This window comes from Cytobacillus sp. MT66, from assembly GCF_058792595.1.
In genome coordinates this window covers 154,090-173,944 of record NZ_JBXAFB010000001.1, presented here as the reverse complement: position 1 = coordinate 173,944, position 19,855 = coordinate 154,090, and the positions used below count along the sequence as shown (strand labels likewise).

The 19,855-nt window shown below is 39.7% G+C and carries 16 protein-coding genes and 1 riboswitch; of the genes, 1 reads left to right on the top strand and 15 read right to left on the bottom strand.

Going from position 1 to position 19,855, the window contains the following annotated elements; genetic code table 11:
• Window positions 1-5: 5 nt before the first annotated feature.
• The 7 genes from AC1Q59_RS00795 to AC1Q59_RS00765 form a co-directional block, all read right to left on the bottom strand.
• The gene (locus AC1Q59_RS00795) at window positions 6-230 is read right to left on the bottom strand and encodes a hypothetical protein (protein WP_492363863.1); all 225 of its coding nucleotides are present in this window, start codon (window positions 228-230) and stop codon (window positions 6-8) included.
• 118 nt (window positions 231-348) lie between these two features.
• Window positions 349-948, bottom strand: a complete 600-nt coding sequence (thiT, locus tag AC1Q59_RS00790; RefSeq protein ID WP_492363862.1) for an energy-coupled thiamine transporter ThiT — start codon at window positions 946-948, stop codon at window positions 349-351.
• A 65-nt stretch (window positions 949-1,013) separates the two neighbouring features.
• A riboswitch (TPP riboswitch) is annotated at window positions 1,014-1,116 on the bottom strand.
• 71 nt (window positions 1,117-1,187) lie between these two features.
• Complete coding sequence (locus tag AC1Q59_RS00785) at window positions 1,188-2,675, bottom strand: APC family permease (protein WP_492363861.1); 1,488 nt, start codon at window positions 2,673-2,675, stop codon at window positions 1,188-1,190.
• A gap of 139 nt (window positions 2,676-2,814) precedes the next feature.
• Entirely contained in the window at window positions 2,815-4,584 is a 1,770-nt protein-coding gene (xsc, locus tag AC1Q59_RS00780; RefSeq protein ID WP_492363860.1) for a sulfoacetaldehyde acetyltransferase, read from the bottom strand.
• A gap of 62 nt (window positions 4,585-4,646) precedes the next feature.
• A complete protein-coding gene (locus AC1Q59_RS00775; RefSeq protein WP_492363859.1) occupies window positions 4,647-6,008 on the bottom strand; it encodes an aminotransferase in 1,362 nt (453 codons plus the stop codon).
• A 12-nt stretch (window positions 6,009-6,020) separates the two neighbouring features.
• The gene (gene ald, locus AC1Q59_RS00770; RefSeq protein WP_492363858.1) at window positions 6,021-7,157 is read right to left on the bottom strand and encodes an alanine dehydrogenase; all 1,137 of its coding nucleotides are present in this window, start codon (window positions 7,155-7,157) and stop codon (window positions 6,021-6,023) included.
• A gap of 208 nt (window positions 7,158-7,365) precedes the next feature.
• Window positions 7,366-8,088, bottom strand: coding sequence for a GntR family transcriptional regulator (locus AC1Q59_RS00765; RefSeq protein WP_492363857.1), 723 nt, complete (start codon window positions 8,086-8,088; stop codon window positions 7,366-7,368).
• 134 nt (window positions 8,089-8,222) lie between these two features.
• Between AC1Q59_RS00765 and AC1Q59_RS00760 the strand changes: the two genes are divergently transcribed.
• On the top strand, window positions 8,223-9,941 hold the full coding sequence (locus tag AC1Q59_RS00760; protein ID WP_492363856.1) for an AAA family ATPase: 1,719 nt from the start codon (window positions 8,223-8,225) through the stop codon (window positions 9,939-9,941).
• A gap of 57 nt (window positions 9,942-9,998) precedes the next feature.
• Here AC1Q59_RS00760 and AC1Q59_RS00755 read toward each other — a convergent pair whose 3' ends face one another.
• The 8 genes from AC1Q59_RS00755 to AC1Q59_RS00720 form a co-directional block, all read right to left on the bottom strand.
• Entirely contained in the window at window positions 9,999-11,012 is a 1,014-nt protein-coding gene (locus AC1Q59_RS00755) for an ABC transporter ATP-binding protein (RefSeq protein ID WP_492363855.1), read from the bottom strand.
• Window positions 10,963-11,979: an ABC transporter ATP-binding protein gene (locus AC1Q59_RS00750; protein ID WP_492363854.1), complete on the bottom strand. Its 1,017-nt coding sequence runs from the start codon at window positions 11,977-11,979 to the stop codon at window positions 10,963-10,965. Before AC1Q59_RS00750 ends, AC1Q59_RS00755 begins: the two co-directional genes overlap by 50 nt.
• An 18-nt stretch (window positions 11,980-11,997) precedes the next feature.
• Window positions 11,998-12,897 (bottom strand): ABC transporter permease, encoded by a 900-nt coding sequence (locus tag AC1Q59_RS00745; protein ID WP_492363853.1) that lies wholly within the window; start codon window positions 12,895-12,897, stop codon window positions 11,998-12,000.
• A 14-nt stretch (window positions 12,898-12,911) separates the two neighbouring features.
• Window positions 12,912-13,862, bottom strand: a complete 951-nt coding sequence (locus AC1Q59_RS00740; protein ID WP_492363852.1) for an ABC transporter permease — start codon at window positions 13,860-13,862, stop codon at window positions 12,912-12,914.
• A 100-nt stretch (window positions 13,863-13,962) separates the two neighbouring features.
• Entirely contained in the window at window positions 13,963-15,558 is a 1,596-nt protein-coding gene (locus AC1Q59_RS00735) for an ABC transporter substrate-binding protein (RefSeq protein ID WP_492363851.1), read from the bottom strand.
• A gap of 26 nt (window positions 15,559-15,584) precedes the next feature.
• Window positions 15,585-17,246, bottom strand: a complete 1,662-nt coding sequence (locus tag AC1Q59_RS00730; protein ID WP_492363850.1) for an amidohydrolase — start codon at window positions 17,244-17,246, stop codon at window positions 15,585-15,587.
• A gap of 409 nt (window positions 17,247-17,655) precedes the next feature.
• Window positions 17,656-18,615 carry an NAD(P)H-dependent flavin oxidoreductase gene (locus AC1Q59_RS00725; protein WP_492363849.1) on the bottom strand — a complete coding sequence of 320 codons (960 nt, stop codon included), beginning with the start codon at window positions 18,613-18,615 and terminating at the stop codon, window positions 17,656-17,658.
• A 21-nt stretch (window positions 18,616-18,636) separates the two neighbouring features.
• Window positions 18,637-19,842 carry a CaiB/BaiF CoA transferase family protein gene (locus tag AC1Q59_RS00720; protein WP_492363848.1) on the bottom strand — a complete coding sequence of 402 codons (1,206 nt, stop codon included), beginning with the start codon at window positions 19,840-19,842 and terminating at the stop codon, window positions 18,637-18,639.
• Between the last annotated feature and the right edge of the window lie 13 nt (window positions 19,843-19,855).

Genomic DNA, 19,855 nt, shown 5'->3' with positions numbered 1-19,855 from the left:
TTTTTTTATCTATAGCCTTGGCTTCCGTCTGTCATTTCCTCCATAACATTAATGAAAAGAATGATACCGAAAACAATAATGGATGAAATTAATAATCCAAATGCGATGGCAAAAGTATAGTCTCCTATCAGTCCACTTACGAACAGACTCGTTAAAATTCCCATTATGCTTAACATTATACAAACAACTGTGATCTTTTTTATTAATAATAACTCACTGATTTGTCTCATTCTTCTCAACTCCTTTTAAGAATATTCTAACTTTGTTCACAGAATTGTCAATATTTAATGATAAATTTACAAAAAAAGCGCTTCCCTTTTAAAGGGAAACGCCTATTTTAAAAATTGCTTACGATACTTTTTTCTGTTCAATAAGTAATGTGGGATCGTTTCTAATGATTAATCGTGGAGCTGTTGAAATAAGCAGAACAGCAACGATTGAGCAAAGAATAGCTGCTCCGAGCATCGTAACCCCATTTACTGCTAGGGAAAATACAAATGGTGACATCCCTTCTGGCGCATATTCGCCAAAGAAAATAACGCCGGCAATGAAGTGCCAGAAATACCGTGCAAAGCTTCCTGCAAATACTGCTGCAGTAATCCACCCCAATGCCTTCTTTTTGGACCCGAATCGAATTTCTTTTTGGATCTGATTAAATAATAGACCCGCAAATCCAATACATGCAAAAGCAATGAAATACTCAATAAATGCTTGCACAGGTGTTGCAATCCAAGCATCTCCCATGGCTATCTGAAGAATTCCCCATAATAGGCCTGAAAGAAAACTTACCCTAAATCCCCAGCGAAAGGCAAGAATAAAAATTGGAATCATGGCAATGGAAATCGAGATGTTTGGCGTTGGTTTAATGGAAGGCAAAAGATCTAGTACAATCGCAAACGCCGCAAAAAATGAAGCCTCAATTAATGCAATTAAACTTAATTTCTTCATAAAAAATCTCCCCTTTCATTTGAATCGTCACCTCAAGGGGAGAATAGATAGACTTAGGAATAATCCACTACTCAAATCCACATTCCTTCGCTAGAATTAACTAACAGGTTCGAAGGGTCAGAACAGAAATCTGTTCACTCTCAGCACTTAGCTCCCCTTGTGGTTACGCTTATATGATTAATAACCAAAGTATATATGAATTGTCTTACAAGGTAAAGTAAAATTGAGCCAATTCATGATTAGGCATCCACATTGATTGATGGCGGTCCATTATTCTCACCAGATGTATTTTTCGTATAGGCATCTCCTAAAATATAGTAATCTAGTGAATCCTTAGAGATCTTATGGTATTCCCTTCTTTTATACATATAGAAGACCGTTCCTAAGATAACCCATACAGCCAGAGCAATTAGTGATGGCATACCTAAGGCAGATGGAGAACCTGGGATCAGCAGCAAACCAAGAAAAGCTAAACCGCTTAGTGCCCCAATTAAGGCAATGAGCTTCTTTATGGGTGATACAGTCTTGGCTTCTCCCCTGCTATTAGCGCTCCATTTAAATTCCTTATATGCTGTAAGGGATGTATAGAAATAGGCTATTGTTACACCCGTGGCAGACATGTCAACAATCCATAATAAAACGGGCCGGCCAAACCATGGCGCTACTAAACAGAATAAGCAAGTAAAAATGACACCGACGTGCGGCGTACCATACTTAGGATGAAGGTTAGTAAATGCATCTGGAAGGACTTTTGCCCGACCCATTGCAAAAAGCAAGCGGCTTGATGAGACATAAAACCCATTTAGACCTGTAAAAACCCCCATTAATAAGGATAATGCCAGCAACAGCACCCCGATCAATCCAAGCGTATCTGAAACTACATCACCAGTTCCCCAAGCAGGATTTCCAGCTACCAGCTGCTGCCAAGGCATTGCTACTGCTGTTGCAATAATCATGAAGCAATAAAGCAGACAAGCCACAATTAGAGAGTAGATAATTAACCGAAACGCCTTTTTTGGAGGGAAATTAAATTCTTCGGCTGCTTGAGGAATATTGTCAAATCCTATATAAGCCCAAGGAGCAATGGCTATAATGGCAATAATTCCCGATAAGGCTGGGATATCTGGTCTAAATAAAGGCTGCAGATTATCTAAACTGGATGCAGGATTCAGGAGCATGCTTAATGTTAAAAGTAAAACACCTCCGACAAGAACTAAGCAAAAAATAAATTGCAAATTACCGGATAATGAGGCCCCTTTAATGTTTAAATAAGCAAAAATAACTAAAGCGAACGATGCAATCAGTACTTCCCCCAGATAAACCTGCCACCCGCCAATTTCATATAAAGGAACAACATCTGTAAAAGACGGGAGAAGAAACTTTCCCAGTAATGAAAGTGCTGAGGCATTTAAAGCAACAATACAAATATAGGCAAGGGTCAAAAACCACCCGCAAATGAATGCATGATCTCTTCCAAATCCCAGGTAAGCATAAGCGAATTCTCCGCCTGAAACAGGATATTTTTCAATTAATACCCCATAGCTTACAGCGATCACCATCATTAATACTGCACCAATTGATAAGCCTATGATTGTTCCAAGTGGACCTGCTTTTCCAAGCCATTCTGTTGGCAATATGAAACAGCCCCAGCCAATGGCAGACCCCAGAGCGATTGCCCATACCCAATGCGGTTTGAAAGTTTTCTGCAGTTCAGCCCTCTTTTGCATCTTTCCCCTCCTAGTATATTAATTTATTGTCTAGACTTAGCCCGTTGATTTCCACTTCAGGCGCTTTACGAACCTTAGGGCGGTTATATAAAAAGAAGGAGCTTTGTTCATTGACGAAGCTCCTTCTAGGTAGTGTCTATTACCAGTTTTTGTGATCTAGATGGCTATACTTTGGCAATAATCTAGTAGGCATCTTCAGTGCATCTTTTCTAAATGGAGGTGCCAGCTGGGTTCCATCAACTTGAATATTAATAACGGTAGGTTTGTTTGATTCAATTGCTTGCTTAATAGCAGGACCAACATCCTCTGCTTTATCAACATTTATTCCGACTGCTCCCATTGATCTTGCAACTTCAGCAAAATCCGGGTTCTGAATATCTGCGCCGACAAAACGATTATTATAAAAATCTACTTGGTTTTTCTTTTCCGCACACCATGCATTATTATTAAATACACATGCAACAACAGGGATATTCTCTTCAACCGCAGTACTTACTTCATGTAAGCTCATCCCCCATGCACCGTCGCCAACAATGGCTACTACCGGGCTATCTGGACTTGCAAGTTTTGCTCCTAATGCAGAAGGGTAGGCAAATCCTGTATTTCCGAAAGTTAACGCAGCGATATGTTTGCGGCCCTGATTAAATTTTAAATAGGCATTTGCAGTAGAAGAGACGTTCCCGATATCAGTAGTAACAATGGTATTTTCCGGCAATACTCTCGTAAGCTCTAAAAGTGCGCGGCGAGGATTAATTGGGGTTCCTTCTACCATGGCCAAATCAATTAGCTCCTTCTCCCAGTTTGCCTTTTCTTCTGCAACCTTGCGCAGTTTTTCCTGTTTTGGCATGGCATTCGGCACTTTTTCTTTTAGACGTTTTAGAATTTCATCTGACGCTGCTTTTGCATCACCGATAATTCCAACTTCAACAGGATGGGTTCTGGCAATATTTCGCGGATTAATATCCACCTGAATGATTTTCGCATTCTTTGGGAAGTAGTCAATATCATAGCATGGCAGCGTGCCGAACACGGATAAGCGCGTACCAATAGCAAGAACAACATCTGCATCTTTTAGAGTATTCATGGCAGCTTTTGATCCCATATAGCCGATTGGACCAACTGCTAGCGGATGATTTGCCGGGAACGCATCGTTATGCATGTAAGAAACCGCTGCAGGAATGGTTAAATAATCGGCAATTTCCTTCACCGTATCAATTCCATCAGAATCAACAACCCCTCTTCCTGAGATGATTACAGGATTTTTTGCGGATGCAATCAAATCAACCGCTTTATCGATTAATTCGAGTGATCCACATCCGCGATTATCAACACGGTATTGATGCGGCTCAAGGATATAATCTTCTAATTCTCCATAGAAATAGTCTCTAGGAATGTCAAAAAGAACTGGTCCACGCTCAGCATAAGCAATACGAAAGGCTGTTCTTAGACAATCGGCTACACGGCTTGGATGTGTGACCCTTACTGTTTCCTTTGTAATCGCTTTAAAGATTGAGACCTGATCAGCCTCTTGAAAGCCATCCCAACCAACAGTTGGCGTTCCCGCAGATGGGGAAATGACGACCATTGGTGTATGCGCTTGATTTGCTGCAGCAACGGATGTGACCATATTAGTAATCCCAGGTCCGTTCTGTCCGATGACTACGCCAGCAATACCGCCCACTCTTGCATAGGCATCTTCCATATGGGCTGCACTTTGTTCATGTCTGACACCAATGAATCGGATCCCTGCCGTTGGCAATAGATCGAGCATATCCATAAATGCTGATCCTAAAATTCCTGAAATATGTGTAACCCCTTCTGCGACAAGTGTTTCTACAATTGCCTCACTTGGAGTCATTCTCATTTTCTTTGTTTTCAGCGCAGTTAGTTCCTTTTCAGCTTTTGCCATGGTTTAACACGTCCCTTTCCTATTTATATAGATTAATAAGTTTTTTATTTTATTAATTTTGCTTATAATGCCTGAATCACGGAGGTAACCGTTTCTACAACAAACTTTAGATCTTCTTCAGTCGAGACAAGCGGCGGTGCAATTATGAGGACATTGCCGTATCCAGGAACAGTATCACCGTTTCTGCCAATGATCAGCCCCTTTTCCTTGCATTGCCCGATAATTTTCCCCATTACCTCTTCAGAAATAGGTGTTTTCGAATGCTTATCTTCTACCATTTCGATTCCGTATAAGAAACCAACACTGCGGATTTCACCGACATTTTTGTGCGAGTCTAAATCCCTTAAGCCACCTAAGATGCTTTCTCCAAGTTCGGCAACTCTAGCAACAATATTTTCGTTTTCAATGATTTCAATATTTTTTAAGGCTACGGCACAGCTGGCAGGGTGGCCGCCATATGTGGAGACATGACGAAGGTGATTATCTGCTCCGCTTTCTTTGAACTTTTCATATATTCGTGAATGGACAGCTGTTGCACCTAACGGCAAATAACCGCTGGTTAACCCCTTGGCCATTGTGATAATATCCGGCTGCACACCTTCTGAATGCATAAACCCAAACATTTTCCCCGTACGTCCGAAACCGGAAACAACTTCATCCATTATGAGCAGGACATCATGTTTTTTACAGATTTCCGCTACTCTTTGCAAATAGCCTGGTGAAGGGATAATGACTCCGCCCCCAGAGATAAATGGTTCCATGATGACAGCTGCAACGGTGTCCGCGCCCTCCCATGTTATGACTTGGTCAATCATATCCGCGGCTACTTTATCGCAATCCGTTACTTCTTCGCCAAATGGGCAGCGGTAGCTGTATGGCGGCGGAACATGAAGGAATCCCGGCATACTTGGACCGTATTTAAATCTTCTGTTGGCTTGGGCAGTTGCACTAAGTGCCCCAGCTGTGGTTCCGTGATAGGCACGGTATCTTGAGATGAATTTATGCTTCTCTGGCTTGCCATTTTGAAAATGGTATTGCCTTGCTATTTTGAAGGCGGTTTCATTAGCCTCCGAACCGCTATTTGAGAAAAATGTTTTATAAGTATCGCCAAGCAATTCACTGATTTTTGCTGATAGTTTAATAGCCGGAGTGTGACTTAACGTAAGAGGAAAATAAGATAGCTTCATCATTTGCTCTGCTGCAGCATCAACAATTTCTTTGCGTCCGTGGCCTAGATTTAAACACCATAGTCCTGATACACCATCTAAATACCGTTTGCCATTGATATCATAAAACCAGGCTCCCTCCCCGGATTCGGCAACCATTGGAACTCCGCCTTCAACATGGCGGCTCATTGCATGCCATAAATGCTCCTGATCATCTTTTAATATTTGTTCATTTTCATTGATCTGAAGTTTGGACATTTTTTCTCCTCCTTATTTAGTTGTAGCAGGCGTCTTTTGAATCATTTCTGCAATAGGTGTATATGGATAATTGTGTGCTTCTGCAACGGCCCGATAGGTTATTTTCCCTTTCATTGTGTTAAAGCCTTTTGCTAGTGGAGGGTGTAATACGATTGATTGTTCAATGCCTTTGTTTGCCAGAATCAATCCATATGGTGTGGTGGTATTTGCCAGAGCGAAAGTCGCTGTCTTAGAAACAGCACCTGGAATATTTGGCACTGCATAATGTAATACACCATGTTTAGTATAGGTTGGAGAATCATGAGAAGTAATGTGATCGCTTGTTTCTATTGCTCCGCCTTGATCAATGGCAACATCAACAATAACTGAACCTTGTTCCATTTCTTTAACCATTGCTTCTGTAACAAGCTGAGGAGCTTTTGCACCTGGTATAAGGACGGCACCGATAACTAAATCCGCTTCTTTTACTTCGTTTGCAATATTATAGGGGTTAGACATCACTGTTTTAATTCTTCCGCCAAACTGGTCATCTAATTGACGAAGACGTTCAGCGCTGATATCGATTATGGACACATCTGCTCCAAGTCCAATGGCCATTTTAGCAGCGTTTGTCCCAACAACTCCCCCACCGATAATTACAACTTTTCCTGGCTTTACTCCTGGAACACCGCCCAGCAGTACACCTTTACCGCCATGGATTTTCTCTAAAAATTGCGCTCCTAGCTGAACGGACATCCTCCCGGCTACTTCGCTCATTGGTGTTAACAGTGGAAGAGCTCCGTTATCAAGCTGGATCGTTTCGTAGGCGACAGCAGTCACACCGCTGTCAATTAATGCTTTTGTCAGTTCCGGTTCTGCTGCCAAGTGCAGATAAGTAAATAAAATCAAATCTTTTCGGAAGTATTGATATTCTTCAGGCTGTGGCTCTTTTACCTTGACAACCATGTCTGCTGACCAGGCATCCTTTGCCAGCGGAACCAATTGGGCACCGGCTTCTTTGTACATCTGATCTGTGATGCCGCTCCCTAATCCGGCACCGGTTTCAACAAGTACTGTATGTCCGGATTGGACATAAGCGGCTACACTGCCAGGTGTCATGGAAACACGGTTTTCGTTGTTCTTAATTTCTTTTGGAACACCGATAATCATACGATCCTTCCTTTCGCTTACCAGGGAATACATGAATGAGCATTCCCTATTTTTCTCAGCATCATCCTTACATCACGTCATCCGTACCAGTTGAGGGATGAAATGCTCAACTAAATTAAAACACAAACATTTTAAATTTTCAATATATTTTGATAAATTTTTAAAAGAAGTTTTATCTTTTAGAAAAAACACTCAATCCCCCCCTTCATTATGAGTGTTTTTTTGATAAGTTAATTCGAAAGGAATACATATCTGCTCTAAAATAAGCTACATAATATTCAATTAACTGATCATCAATATCCATTAATAATCTTTCTGTACTTAACACATTAAATGTTTCCGGAACTCCTAGAGCTTGAGCATCCTCTTTGGATAACTGCCCGCCCGTAATCACCTGCTTTGCTTCAGACAGCTGAATATGAAGATTTTGTTCAAGAATATCGAATAAAGTACCTTGATTAATATCGTATTGTGCAAGCCTTTCCCCTATTTCTACAGGATAATATTGCAGTTCGATCGCTAATGGCTGATCATTGGCATAGCGGATTCTTTTAATAAAATAGGCCTCTTCAAATCCAGTGGTATCAATGATATCTTGCGAGGGAATTATTTTTCCATGTTCGATTAATTTTGCTCCAGGTTTCATCCCCATTTTGCGTATTGTCTCGGTTGTGCTGCTTAAATTGCCTAGCCATTCTTCGATAGGCCTCATGGAAATAAAAGTTCCTTTTCCGTGAACTTTTTCTAGTACTCCTTCGCGAACTAAATGTGAAACAGCTTCTCTTACTGTACTCCTGCTTACCTTATACTCATCCATTAATTCTCTTTCACTAGGAATCTTTTCTATAAAATGCCCTTCATTAATTAAGGATTGAATTCGCTCCTTAAGCTGAATATGAAGAGGAATCGGACTTTTTGGATTTAGTTCCATGATTGAGATCACCTGCCTATATATTTATTTTATAGCCTGACTGCCATTTATTTCATTATTTTACATGAAAATGGGCCTATTATTATAATAGCATATTTTTTATAATGAATATGTGTCATAAAGGAGGGAAAAGCTTGAAATTACGATTTAACAAAACTTCTATGATCGTATCTGTAATTACCGTATTTTTGATTATTTCTGCAGCAGTCATTTGGACCGTTCAGACAGGCAAAAAGACCGTTCAGATCCCTTTTTCCTCGGTAGAAAAAACTATTTCTCAATATAATAATGAAACAATTAAACTTAATGAATATAAAGATGGCAAGCTTTTGATTGAGACTAGTGATGGTAAGTTTGAATCACATGTTCCGCCAAATAGTCAAATGGTTGATAAATTAGTGGAAAATTATAATGTCCAATACAGCTATGAAGCGTCTAGTCCTTATACACCTTGGATTCTTGGTGCACTTGTTATTTTCATCGCTGCAATTGGTTTTTATTTAGCTAAATCTGGCAAAGGCGGCGTTGGAGCTGCCAACACTATGAAACAAAGTGTCTCCAAGCCAAGTCCCCTTCCGTCCATTTCTCTTGCAGACGTCGGCGGAATTCAGGGAGAAATGAAAGATGAAATCATGCAGACACTTTCGGTATTAAAAGATCCGCAAAGTGCTGTGAAAATGGGCTTAAATCCGCCAAAAGGGATTTTATTATATGGTCCCCCAGGAACAGGAAAAACATTATTAGCACAAGCTATTGCCAAAGAGCTAGGAGCAACCTTCTTTTCTGCAAGCGGCTCTGCCTTTACAGAAATGTTTGTTGGGGTTGGCGCTTCCCGTGTCAGAACCTTATTCCAAAATGCAAGAAAACATAAGCCGGCCGTCATTTTTATTGATGAGGTGGATGCCCTTGCCGGAAAAAGAAAGCAGCATGGCGGCGAAGAAAGTGAAAAAACACTGACAGAGCTTCTTGTTCAGCTTGATGGCGGACATTCAAATGATGGGATACTTTTCATTGCAGCAACCAATAGAAAAGACATGCTTGATGATGCCTTCGTACGTCCTGGAAGAATTGATTTCACTTTCAATGTTCCGCTTCCAGATACAAAAGGCAGAAAAGAAATTATTGAGATTCATACGAAAAACCGCATCCTTGCAGATGATGTCAGGAACTCACTTGAAGAGCTTGCAGAAAGTACTTCTGGTTTTTCCGGTGCAGACCTTCATTCGCTTTTTGAAACTGCCAGCAGACGAGCAGTGAATAAGGGCCAATCGATGATTACAAAGGAAGATCTTGATTATGCACTTGATCGTACCATTCTTGGGAGTGCAACACGTGCACTACAGGATGTTAATACAAAAAGACGTGTGGCCATTCACGAATCCGGTCATGCTCTTGTAGCTGCCGTAACAAAGCCAGGATCTGTCAGGAAGGCGACAATTGTTCCTCGTGGTCAGGCACTTGGATACGTGGCGCCGATTCCTAAAGAAATGCATTTATCAACTACAACCGATATGCTCGATCAGACCGCTATGGTTCTTGCCGGCGGTGTTGCAGAACGTCTCTATCTTGGCGAGCACAGTATCGGTGTAAGCGGCGATGTTCAGCAGGCTAAGCATATCATTGAACAAATGGTTGATACTGGATTACTTGAAGACGGCTTTACTTTAACCTTTAATAAAGTGGACAAAGAAAGAAAAATGCAGGAGCTTTTCCAAAAAGCTTTAGAAAGAGCTGAATCCATTATTAAGGATCATTCAGAGCAATTTGAAACACTTGTCGATGTCCTATATAAAAAAGAAACCCTGGAAGGTACAGAGGTTCAGGATATTGTTGATCTATCCAAAGCTGGATAACTTAGGGATAGATTATGCCCCATCTGCAAAATTTGCAGATGGGGTTTTTCATTTTTGCTAAGTATATAAATGACATGAGACAAAGTGATCATTTTTCATCTGTTTTCTCTGTGGCACCTCTTTTTTGCAAAGGTCTGTTGCCATTGGACACCTTGTGTGAAAAAAGCATCCCGAAGGAGGATGAATCGGTGAAGGAATATCCCCTTTTAGGATAATTCTTTCTTTTTTCAGCTTAGGATTTGGTAATGGGACAGCAGATAGCAATGCCTGCGTGTATGGGTGTAACGGATCTGAAAAGATCTGATCTGTGGATCCTTCTTCCACTAGCTTGCCTAAATACATAACGCCTATTCTGTCTGAAATATGGCGTACAACACTAATGTCGTGTGCGATAAATAGATACGTTAATTTATATTCCTTTTGCAGTTTCTGCATTAAATTAATGATTTGTGACTGAATGGAGACGTCCAGTGCTGAAACAGGTTCATCACAAATAATCACCTTTGGTTTTAAAATTAATGCCCTGGCAATGCCTATTCTCTGCCGCTGGCCACCGGAAAATTCATGAGGGTAGCGATAGTAATGGTCTGTGGAAAGCCCAACCTTTTGCAGTATATCCATAACAAGCTCAGTCCTTTTCTGTTTAGGACCTATCTTATGAATAACTAATGGCTCTTCTAACGCTTGACCGATTCGCTGTCTTGGATTAAGTGATGAAAAAGGGTCTTGAAAAACCATTTGAAATTCTTTTCTAACTTTAACAAAATCCTTTTCTGAGAGCTTAAAAATATCGATGTTGTTAAAAATAGCCTCTCCTTCAGTTGGCTGCTGTAGCCGGATTAATGTTCTCCCGATTGTACTTTTTCCGCAGCCAGATTCGCCGACTAGCCCATATGTTTCCCCTTCATATAATTGAAAGGAGACGTCATTAACGGCCTGAACATAATCGGTAGTCCGGCCTAATGCTGTTTTAATTGGATAATATTTTTTTAGACTTTTTATTTCAAGAAGGGGTTTCTTTTCAATTGTTTGTAAAGACAAAATTTTCACCCCCCGTTTTAATGGTTTCATAATGCCAGCATCGGACCTTTCGATTTTCACCGCAGGTAATTAATTCAGGCATTTCCTCCTGACATTTGCTGTCTGCAAATTCACATCTTGTTGCAAATCGGCAGCCTTTTGGTACATTATTTAACGATGGAACCGTTCCTGGAATGACATTAAGTTCTTTCTTTCTATCGCCATCAAGCTGAGGAATCGATTTAATTAACCCCATTGTATAGGGATGGTTTGGACTCTCGAATAGATTGTTAATGTCTGCCTCTTCTACAATTTGTCCTAGGTACATGACAGCAACTCTAGAGCAAATTTCAGCTACTACCCCTAAGTCATGGGTGATAAAAATAATGGCCATTCCTGTTTCTTTTTTTAGTTCAAGCATGAGTTCTAAAATCTGTGCTTGAATGGTTACATCAAGTGCGGTTGTTGGTTCGTCTGCAATTAAGACTCTCGGTTTACAGGCAAGAGCCATGGCTATCATTACCCGCTGTCTCATTCCCCCTGATAATTCATGCGGGTATTCATTAATTCTTTTTTCTGGCGCTGGTATACCTGTAAGTTTCAGCATTTCAATGGCTTTTTGATAGGCTTCCTTTTTGGTTGTTTTTTCATGTAATAAAATGGCTTCGGTAATTTGCTGCCCTAAAGTGAAAACTGGATTCAAAGAACTTAGCGGATCCTGAAAAATCATTGAGATATTGTTTCCGCGCAGTTTTTCCATTTCAGCATTTGAGGCTTTTAAAAGATTCTTTCCCCTAAAAATGATTTCCCCTTCATAGGCAGTAAGGTATTTTTCATCAAATAAGCGAAGAATAGATTGTGATGTTACACTTTTTCCGCATCCAGATTCACCAACAATTCCAAGAATTTCCCCCTCATTTAGGCTAAAAGAAACACCATCAACCGCAGTTACTTTTCCTCTTTCTGTTTTAAAATGGGTTCTAAGCTCCTTTACCTGTAAAACTGGAGTATTATCCATTCTCTCACCCCCTGCTCATTATTTGCTTTTTTGGAAATTCGGATCAAGTATATCTCTCAGACCATCACCTGCGAGATTTAAACCAAGAGTAGCCAGAATAATGCAGATGCCAGGAAATACGGTCACCCACCAAGCATTGAAAATGACTAGCTTTCCATCGTATAGAATATTCCCCCAGCTAGGTTCAGGAGCAGGGACACCAGCACCAAGAAAGCTTAATGCCGCTTCTACGATAATTGCATTGGCAAAAATAAAGGTTGCCTGTACGATTAAAGGCGACAATGTATTCGGGGCAATGTGTTTCCAAATAATTCGAAACGCGGATGCACCCTGTGATTTAATGGCTTCTATATAAGTTTGTTCACGAATAACGATAGCAACCGAGCGGACAATCCGAGCCACTTGCGGTGTATACACAATGCTAAGGGATATGATTACGTTATTTATGCTTGGTCCTAGTGCTGCCATTATTGCTATGGCAAGCAGGATTGCCGGAAATGACATTAACCCGTCACAAATTCTCATTAGAATATTGTCCAAGCCTTTATAATAACTGGAATATAAACCGATGATCATTCCGCATATAGCCGTGATAACCGCAACAAATCCTCCGACTTTCAAGGAAACCTGAGAGCCATATATTATTCTGGCAAGTAAATCACGTCCAAAATTATCTGTCCCCAATAGATGTTCGGCCGTTGGACCTTTCATACGATTGACTGTATCCATTTCCAGCGGGTTGTACTGAACAAATAAAGGGCCCAGATAGGCTAATACAGCAAGAAAGATAATCATAGCAAACCCGGTAACTGTTAATTTGCTAGAAAAGATTCTGCGAATTATAATTTGTCTTTGCTTCTTTTTTAAGTCATTTTTCACGTCTGTCATTTCTATGTTACTCTGTCGGACAGTTTCCATTTATTTACTCCCTTCTATTTATGAGATAATCGAACACGGGGATCAATAACTCCATACAGTAAATCAATAATTAAATTGATCATTACGTAGGCCAGTGTCATAAATAAAATTGCGCCCTGTATCGTTGAGAAATCTCTTCGTTCAATTGAATTGATAATTAGTTGTCCGATTCCAGGAATATTGAAAACTGTCTCAATAACAGCTGCACCAGTAATTAAAACGCCAAATGTCTGGCCAATAACGGTTAAGATTGGTAAAAATGCATTTCTTAAAGCATGCTTTAAAACGATATTTCTTTGTTTTACTCCTTTGGAAAGCGCAGTTTTCACATAATTTGTGTTAAGGACATCAAGCATGGAAGACCTTGTCATCCTTGCAATTAATGCAGCCTGCATAATCCCAAGAGAAAAAGCCGGCAAGATTAAATATTTAAGATGACTCCCGATATTTTCATTCAATGGTACGTAACCGGCAACTGGAAGTAATTTTAGTTGCACACCAAAGAATAAAATTAATAATAGGCCTAACAGAAAGCTTGGTATAGATATACCCATTAGGGAAAAACCCATAAATGATTGATCTAAAACAGATCCTTTATGTTTAGCAGCTAAAATGCCTAGTGGAATTCCTATAAAAATAGCAATAAGTTCAGCTAATAAGGATAATGAAACGGTAGGCCCCAAGTGTTCAAGTAACGCACTTGAAACTGACATCTTCATAAAATAGGAGTAACCAAGATCTCCGGTAATAACTCCGCCAATCCAGCTAAAATATTGCTCATAAATAGGCTTATTTAAACCAAGTTGTTGTCGTAGATTTTCAATTTGCTCCTCCGTTGCTGTTTCCCCTAAAATAACATGGGCAGGATCACCAGGTGTCATATGAATAATTAAGAAAACAACAAGCGATACAATAAATAAAATTGGGATCAATGCTAAAAGTCTTTTTAATATAAATTCTTTCAAATAAATGCTCCTCTCTCCAAAAGATAAAAGCAATAATGAACTTGTGGGTGTCACATTTGAATAAGTTCTTCCAATGTGATACCCACATAATAGTCATTTCTTATTTTGTTAATTTAATATTCCAGAGAATCGGACCTTCCTGATACTTATAATCTTTTACATAATCCTTGAAAGCACTGACTTTAAAGAAGTTCCCCATTTTTGCAACAGGCAGGTACTCCCAAGTGTAGGCCTGTAATTCTTCCCACTTTTGCTTAGCCTCATCTTCTGTTTGTGCATTCTTTATTGAGTTTAATAATTCTGTCACCTTCTGATTGTTTGGATCCATGTATGCTTCAATCGTGTAGACATATAGCTCCAGCGGTGTAAGGACAAAAGGAGTTCCAGTTATAAAGATATCCCACTTATCTGGTTCCTTATTGCGAATATTTAATGCTGTTGGCCAATCATATATTTCAAGACTAACCTTTACTCCGATTTTTTCCAGTTGCTGCTGAAGAACAACACCTGTATTGTAGATGTGCGCATAGTCACGTGTAGTGACTATTTTAATGGGCTCTCCATTATAGCCAGCCTTCTCTAACCATTCTTTTGCTTTTTCTGGATCATTTTGATTGTAGTACTCTTTCCCTGCGTCACTGTACCAATCAGCAGATTGAGGCGACATATAGCTAGGATCTAATTCATAAATGTCCTCATGCATAAAGGAGGTCCTTAAAATCTCTTCCGAATTGATACCAGCATTAATGGCCTTTCTCATATCAGCATTAGTAAAAATACCTTTGTGTTTATTAAATATCAGGTTATACGGTCCATAATCATTAATAGATGTGCCAAGAGACGGATCGTTGGCAAGAAGCTCATAGTTATCATTCGGTGCTTCAAGCAATAGATCATATTCCCCTGTTTGCAAACCAGCTACTTGTGTGGAAGTATCTGGAACAAAGTGGATATAAAAATCCTTAATAAAGACTTCCTTTTTACCTGCTTGACCGTTTGATTCTGTTTCCAATGGTTGGTAGTCATCGTTCTTTGTAAGCTTAATATACTGGTCCTGTTTCCATTCAACAAATTTCAGCGGGCCTGTTCCAATATATTCATTAATTCCCTCAGCCGGAGCAGATTCAATTACTTCCTTTGGCATTATAGCTGGCATAGGTGACCTAGCTGCTAGGGACGTCATGATGAGTGTGGACGGGTTAGGAACATCTAGAATGACCTTATAATCTCCATCTGCTTTAAATACTGCCCCATCAAGCAGAACCTTCGTTGCACCTGATTTTTCAACAAAACGATTCATTGATGCGACCACATCCTCAGAGGTCATTTCCTTGCCATTATGGAACTTAATACCCTGGCGTAAATTAAAAGTATATGTTTTTCCATCCTCACTAACATCGATGGATTCTGCAAGCATTGGCACTGGTTTATAATCCTTATCTATGGTAACTAGTGTTTCAAAAACTTGCATAGCGATATCGCGTGTCGCAATCGCAGTTGATATGTGCGGATCAAGGGACGGCGGCTGTGCTCCCATGGCCATATTAAACTTTTCGGCTATAGAGGTTGAACCAGAAGCATCCCCTTCTGAATTTTGTGTGCCTTCAGTTGAAGTATTTGTACCACTGCTGCATCCAGCCAGTATAATCATGATGATAGTTATAAAAATCAAAACAACCTTAGATTTTCTAAACATAAGAACCCCCCTGGCAATGTCTTTTTTCAATTGTAAACTCTTGAATTTTGATATACAGACTTTCCTCCGATAATTGTCTGAAGTACTTCAATATCTTTAATTTCTTCAGGGTTAATTTTTGTTGGATCTCTATCTAACACGGCAAAATCAGCCAGCTTTCCTGTCTCAATACTTCCAATTTTATCTTCCATAAAGGCAAGCTTTGCACCGTATATAGTCATCGCTTTTAAAGCAGTTATGACATCGATTCGCTGGTCTGGACCGAGCACCTTACCTTCTCTCGTGATGCGATTAACTGCCGCCCAAACTGAAAATAATGGTGAAATTGGCGTAATTGGACAGTCAGAATGCAGTGTAATAAGCAGGTTCCTCTCAACTGCATCGGCAAGTGGACTGATTCTGCTCGCTCGTTCAGGGCCAAGGAAAATGCACTCATGACGATCGCCCCAATAATACACATGGTTGATAAAAAAGGACCCGGCAACACCTAATTTTTGCATCCGGTCCAGGTCTTCAATTGTGGCTGTTTGGACGTGCTCGATTCGATGACGATGATCCTCTTTTTGACTTTTTTCCAAAGCATATTGGAATGCATCTAATATCGACCCGATTGCCTTATCGCCATTTCCGTGAATCGCAATACGATAGCCTCTTTTATGAAGTTCAAGTATTTCTTCGTTAAATGCACTCTGTTCATGAAATAGATCTCCGGTTATAGAGGAATCAGAATAGTAGGGTTCACGCAGTGCTCCTGTTAACCCTTGGATGGAGCCATCCTGGAACATCTTAGCACTGTCTAATTCAACAAGTCCGTTTGTCAGCTGCTTAATGTAGGCATCCAAACGATCAGCAGTATAACCGGCAAACTTTCCTCCATCTCTAAGAAGGGTATGAAGGATCATAAGTTTAGTTCTCATAGGATTTAACCCCTGCTGTGCTGCTTTAATATGAATATCAAATTCCACATCACCCACACGCAGCCCTACGCCTGCATCGGTATTAGTTGTAATCCCTTCAGCCATGTAGTTTTGAGCTGCCATTCCTAGTCTTTTTAAAAGTGTTTCTTCTGTGTCTTTTTCCTGAACTGCATAAAAAAATTCCATTGCTGGTCTTTCATATAAGACGCCATTAAGTTTTCCACTTTCATCCAGCCCAAAATAACCGCCGGTGCCAACAGGAGTATTTTCAGTTACTTTTGCTAGTTCTATTGCTTTTGAATTTACAACAGATAGATGTCCGCTTGTATGATGAATCATAATTGGGTGTTTATCCGTCACTTTATCCAGGTCGTATCGATTAGGATGTCTTTTATCCTGTAACAAGGTATCATCGTACCCATATCCAAATATCCATTCTCCTTCCGGAGTATCAGCTGCCTTATTTGAAAGCTTTTGCTGCATTTCTTCGATACTTTTATTTAACGGGCTCCCGCAGTCAACTCGTGCTAGATTCAGAGAATAGGTCAATATATGATTATGTGTATCAACAAAGCCTGGAATTAATGTATTTCCCTTTAGATCCAGTATTTCTGCATCGGTGTTAAGAGCTAATATGTCTGAGGGGGGCCGTTTTTCGGACCAGATTTCAGCTATTTTACCGTTTGAGACTGCTAGAGATCCGCTAATTGAATTCTTTTCATCAAGTGTTAATATGTTTCCATTAACGATAAATAAATCAAATTTTTCCATTGTGTTCTCCTTTAATGGGAATTTAGCCAATTCAATTTTTCTTTAAAGCGAATGATATGAAAATATTTGTGTATTATTGTATTTTACGAGTATTTTTGAAGTCTGCTCTGGTAGGAGTTATTTTTTAATTAAGAGGAGTTCTATGTTGACGTAAATAGATGCTGCTTACGGAAATATTCATATCACCACCTATTAGGAAATACATACCAATATCATGACATCATTACCACTTTTCGCGGAATAACATAATTAAAACATATGTATTTATAATTTTCAATATTTTCTAAAATATTTAACAAAAAAATTTAAGTGGAAAAATTTTCATTGTTTGTTACATAGCAAAATAAAAAACTCCCCTTTCAATTAATTGATTGCCGAAAGGGGAATTGGTTCTTTTTTCAGTTAATTATTATATACCCATGGAATCCAAGCGATTTTTAATCTCAAAAGATCCGTTAATGATTCTATCTATCAATTGCTGACATGATGGTACATCATCTATTAAGCCAATCACCTGACCAGCCCATGAATAAGCATCCTCGTAATTCCCTTCATAAATGGCTTTTTTATTGGCTGAGCCGTTTATATAGGCTCTAAGGTCATCATAAGTTGCTCCGACCTGTTCCAATTCTAATATTTTTTCAGTTATCCTATTGCGGAGTGCTCTTCCTGGCTGTTTTAGTGAACGTTTGATGATTACTGTGTCTTTTTCGGTTAATTTTACCAGAGCATCTTTATACTTAGGATGTGCCACGCATTCTTTTGTCGCTATAAACCTTGTTCCCATTTCAATTCCTTCTGCTCCTAAAGAAAGCGCGGCCATCAAACCACGAGAATCTCCAAGACCGCCTGCTGCAATTACCGGTATCCTTACAGAGTCAACAATTTTCGGGATAAGAACCATTGTGCTTGTATCATCAAGTCCAATATGCCCCCCGCCCTCGAATCCAACGGCGATAATAGCATCAGCGCCAAGACTTTCTGCCTTTTGGGCTTGCCTAACAGTTGAGGTGAGAACCATCGTTTTTATATTTTTGTTCTTAACTTTAGTAATTAAAGGTTCAGGATTTCCACCTGTTATGCTTATAATTGGAACTTCTTCTGAGATAGCTAGATCCAGAAGGTCTTGATAAGGTCTCCTCCCCATGCCCACAGCAAAATTTACTGCAAAGGGGTATTTTGTTAGTTTTCTAACTTTCTCAATTTCTATTTTTAATTGTTCAGGCGATTCCATAGAAGTTGCTGTGATTTGCCCTAAACCACCAGCATTTGATACAGCAGATGCCAACCCTGAAAAAGCTAAATGTGCCATTCCTCCCTGAATGATTGGATATCTTATTCCAAAGAGCTGTGTAATACGTGTTTCCATTCTCTCACCCTTTTTTTATTCTCAAATCACATTTTTTTTCTTCAATTCTTTGTATTCAGTTTCCGTCAGGTTTAATAGGTCTTTTAATATACTCGTATCAGCTCCAAGAAGCGGTGCTGGAGTAAATTCATGCTTTGGAACATTTGAAAATTTAATGGGGTTTCCTGGGTACTTAATTCTACCCGCCACTTGGTCTTCTACCTCAACAAACATATTCCTATGTTTCAAATGCTCACATTGAATTAATTCATCAGCATTTTGTACTGGAGCTGCAGCAATCCCTTCTTTCGTCAGCATCTCTGTTGCTTGATTTTTCGTTTTGTCAGCCGCCCATTGTTCAATCATCGGACGAATATGCGATTCTGAAAGCCCAGCGCGTTTGGAGCCGGAATTAAAGTCCTCATGATCAACCCACTCCTCGTGACCCATCATTCGACAAATAATATTCCATTCTCTATTGGAATAACAATCTATTACAAAGTATCCATCTTCAGCTTTATATGCATCGTGTGGACTAATATGTTGTTCTTCTCCTCTTACAGGCAGGGTTTGTGTTATCTGGTAGTTAATAATGTTTCGCTCGCTAAACAGAGTTAATACATCGTACATTGATATATCAATATATTGTCCTTTTTCTGTCTTCGTCCGCTGAATGACTGCCTGAGTTATTGCAAAAGCAGTATAAAGGCCCGGGAGCAAATCCCCGTACGGCAATGAAATACCAAGAGGAGGACTATCCTTATATCCTGTCACATCCATAAGTCCGCCCAACGCTTGTGCGATCATATTATATGAAGGACGCTTCCAGTATTTGTTCCCTTCTTCCTTTTGCCCAAAACCGCTTATAGACGCCATAATAATTCGAGGATTTACATATTTTAATTTTTCATATTCGAGTCCAAGCTTCTCCATCGTCCCAGGCCGAAAGTTTTCTATAATGACATCACTTTTTTTAACCAACTCAAGAAAAAGGCTTTTTCCTTCAGGATTTTTCAAATCAATGGTAACTGATTTTTTATTTCTATTCATTCGTAAAAAACATGCTGCTGTTTCCTCACCTTCTTCATTTGAGATGAATGGACCTATACGTCTTCCATATTCTCCTTCGTTAGGTTTTTCAATTTTTATCACCTCTGCCCCGCTATCAGCTAATAGCATGGAACTAAACGGCCCGGCGACGACATGGGATAAATCTAAGATACGAACCCCCTCTAGTGGAAGAGTCATTTATCAATTCTCC

Excerpts from the sequence above, each read along its gene's own strand:
- AC1Q59_RS00775 (WP_492363859.1), bottom strand. The coding sequence starts at position 6,008 with ATGTCCAAACTTCAGATCAATGAAAATGAACAAATATTAAAAGATGAT.
- AC1Q59_RS00725 (WP_492363849.1), bottom strand. The coding sequence starts at position 18,615 with ATGGAAACACGTATTACACAGCTCTTTGGAATAAGATATCCAATCATT.
- AC1Q59_RS00795 (WP_492363863.1), bottom strand. The coding sequence starts at position 230 with ATGAGACAAATCAGTGAGTTATTATTAATAAAAAAGATCACAGTTGTT.
- AC1Q59_RS00735 (WP_492363851.1), bottom strand. The coding sequence starts at position 15,558 with ATGTTTAGAAAATCTAAGGTTGTTTTGATTTTTATAACTATCATCATG.
- AC1Q59_RS00745 (WP_492363853.1), bottom strand. The coding sequence starts at position 12,897 with ATGGAAACTGTCCGACAGAGTAACATAGAAATGACAGACGTGAAAAAT.
- ald (WP_492363858.1), bottom strand. The coding sequence starts at position 7,157 with ATGATTATCGGTGTTCCAAAAGAAATTAAGAACAACGAAAACCGTGTT.
- AC1Q59_RS00720 (WP_492363848.1), bottom strand. The coding sequence starts at position 19,842 with ATGACTCTTCCACTAGAGGGGGTTCGTATCTTAGATTTATCCCATGTC.
- AC1Q59_RS00765 (WP_492363857.1), bottom strand. The coding sequence starts at position 8,088 with ATGGAACTAAATCCAAAAAGTCCGATTCCTCTTCATATTCAGCTTAAG.
- AC1Q59_RS00750 (WP_492363854.1), bottom strand. The coding sequence starts at position 11,979 with ATGGATAATACTCCAGTTTTACAGGTAAAGGAGCTTAGAACCCATTTT.
- thiT (WP_492363862.1), bottom strand. The coding sequence starts at position 948 with ATGAAGAAATTAAGTTTAATTGCATTAATTGAGGCTTCATTTTTTGCG.
- AC1Q59_RS00755 (WP_492363855.1), bottom strand. The coding sequence starts at position 11,012 with ATGAAACCATTAAAACGGGGGGTGAAAATTTTGTCTTTACAAACAATT.
- xsc (WP_492363860.1), bottom strand. The coding sequence starts at position 4,584 with ATGGCAAAAGCTGAAAAGGAACTAACTGCGCTGAAAACAAAGAAAATG.
- AC1Q59_RS00785 (WP_492363861.1), bottom strand. The coding sequence starts at position 2,675 with ATGCAAAAGAGGGCTGAACTGCAGAAAACTTTCAAACCGCATTGGGTA.
- AC1Q59_RS00730 (WP_492363850.1), bottom strand. The coding sequence starts at position 17,246 with ATGGAAAAATTTGATTTATTTATCGTTAATGGAAACATATTAACACTT.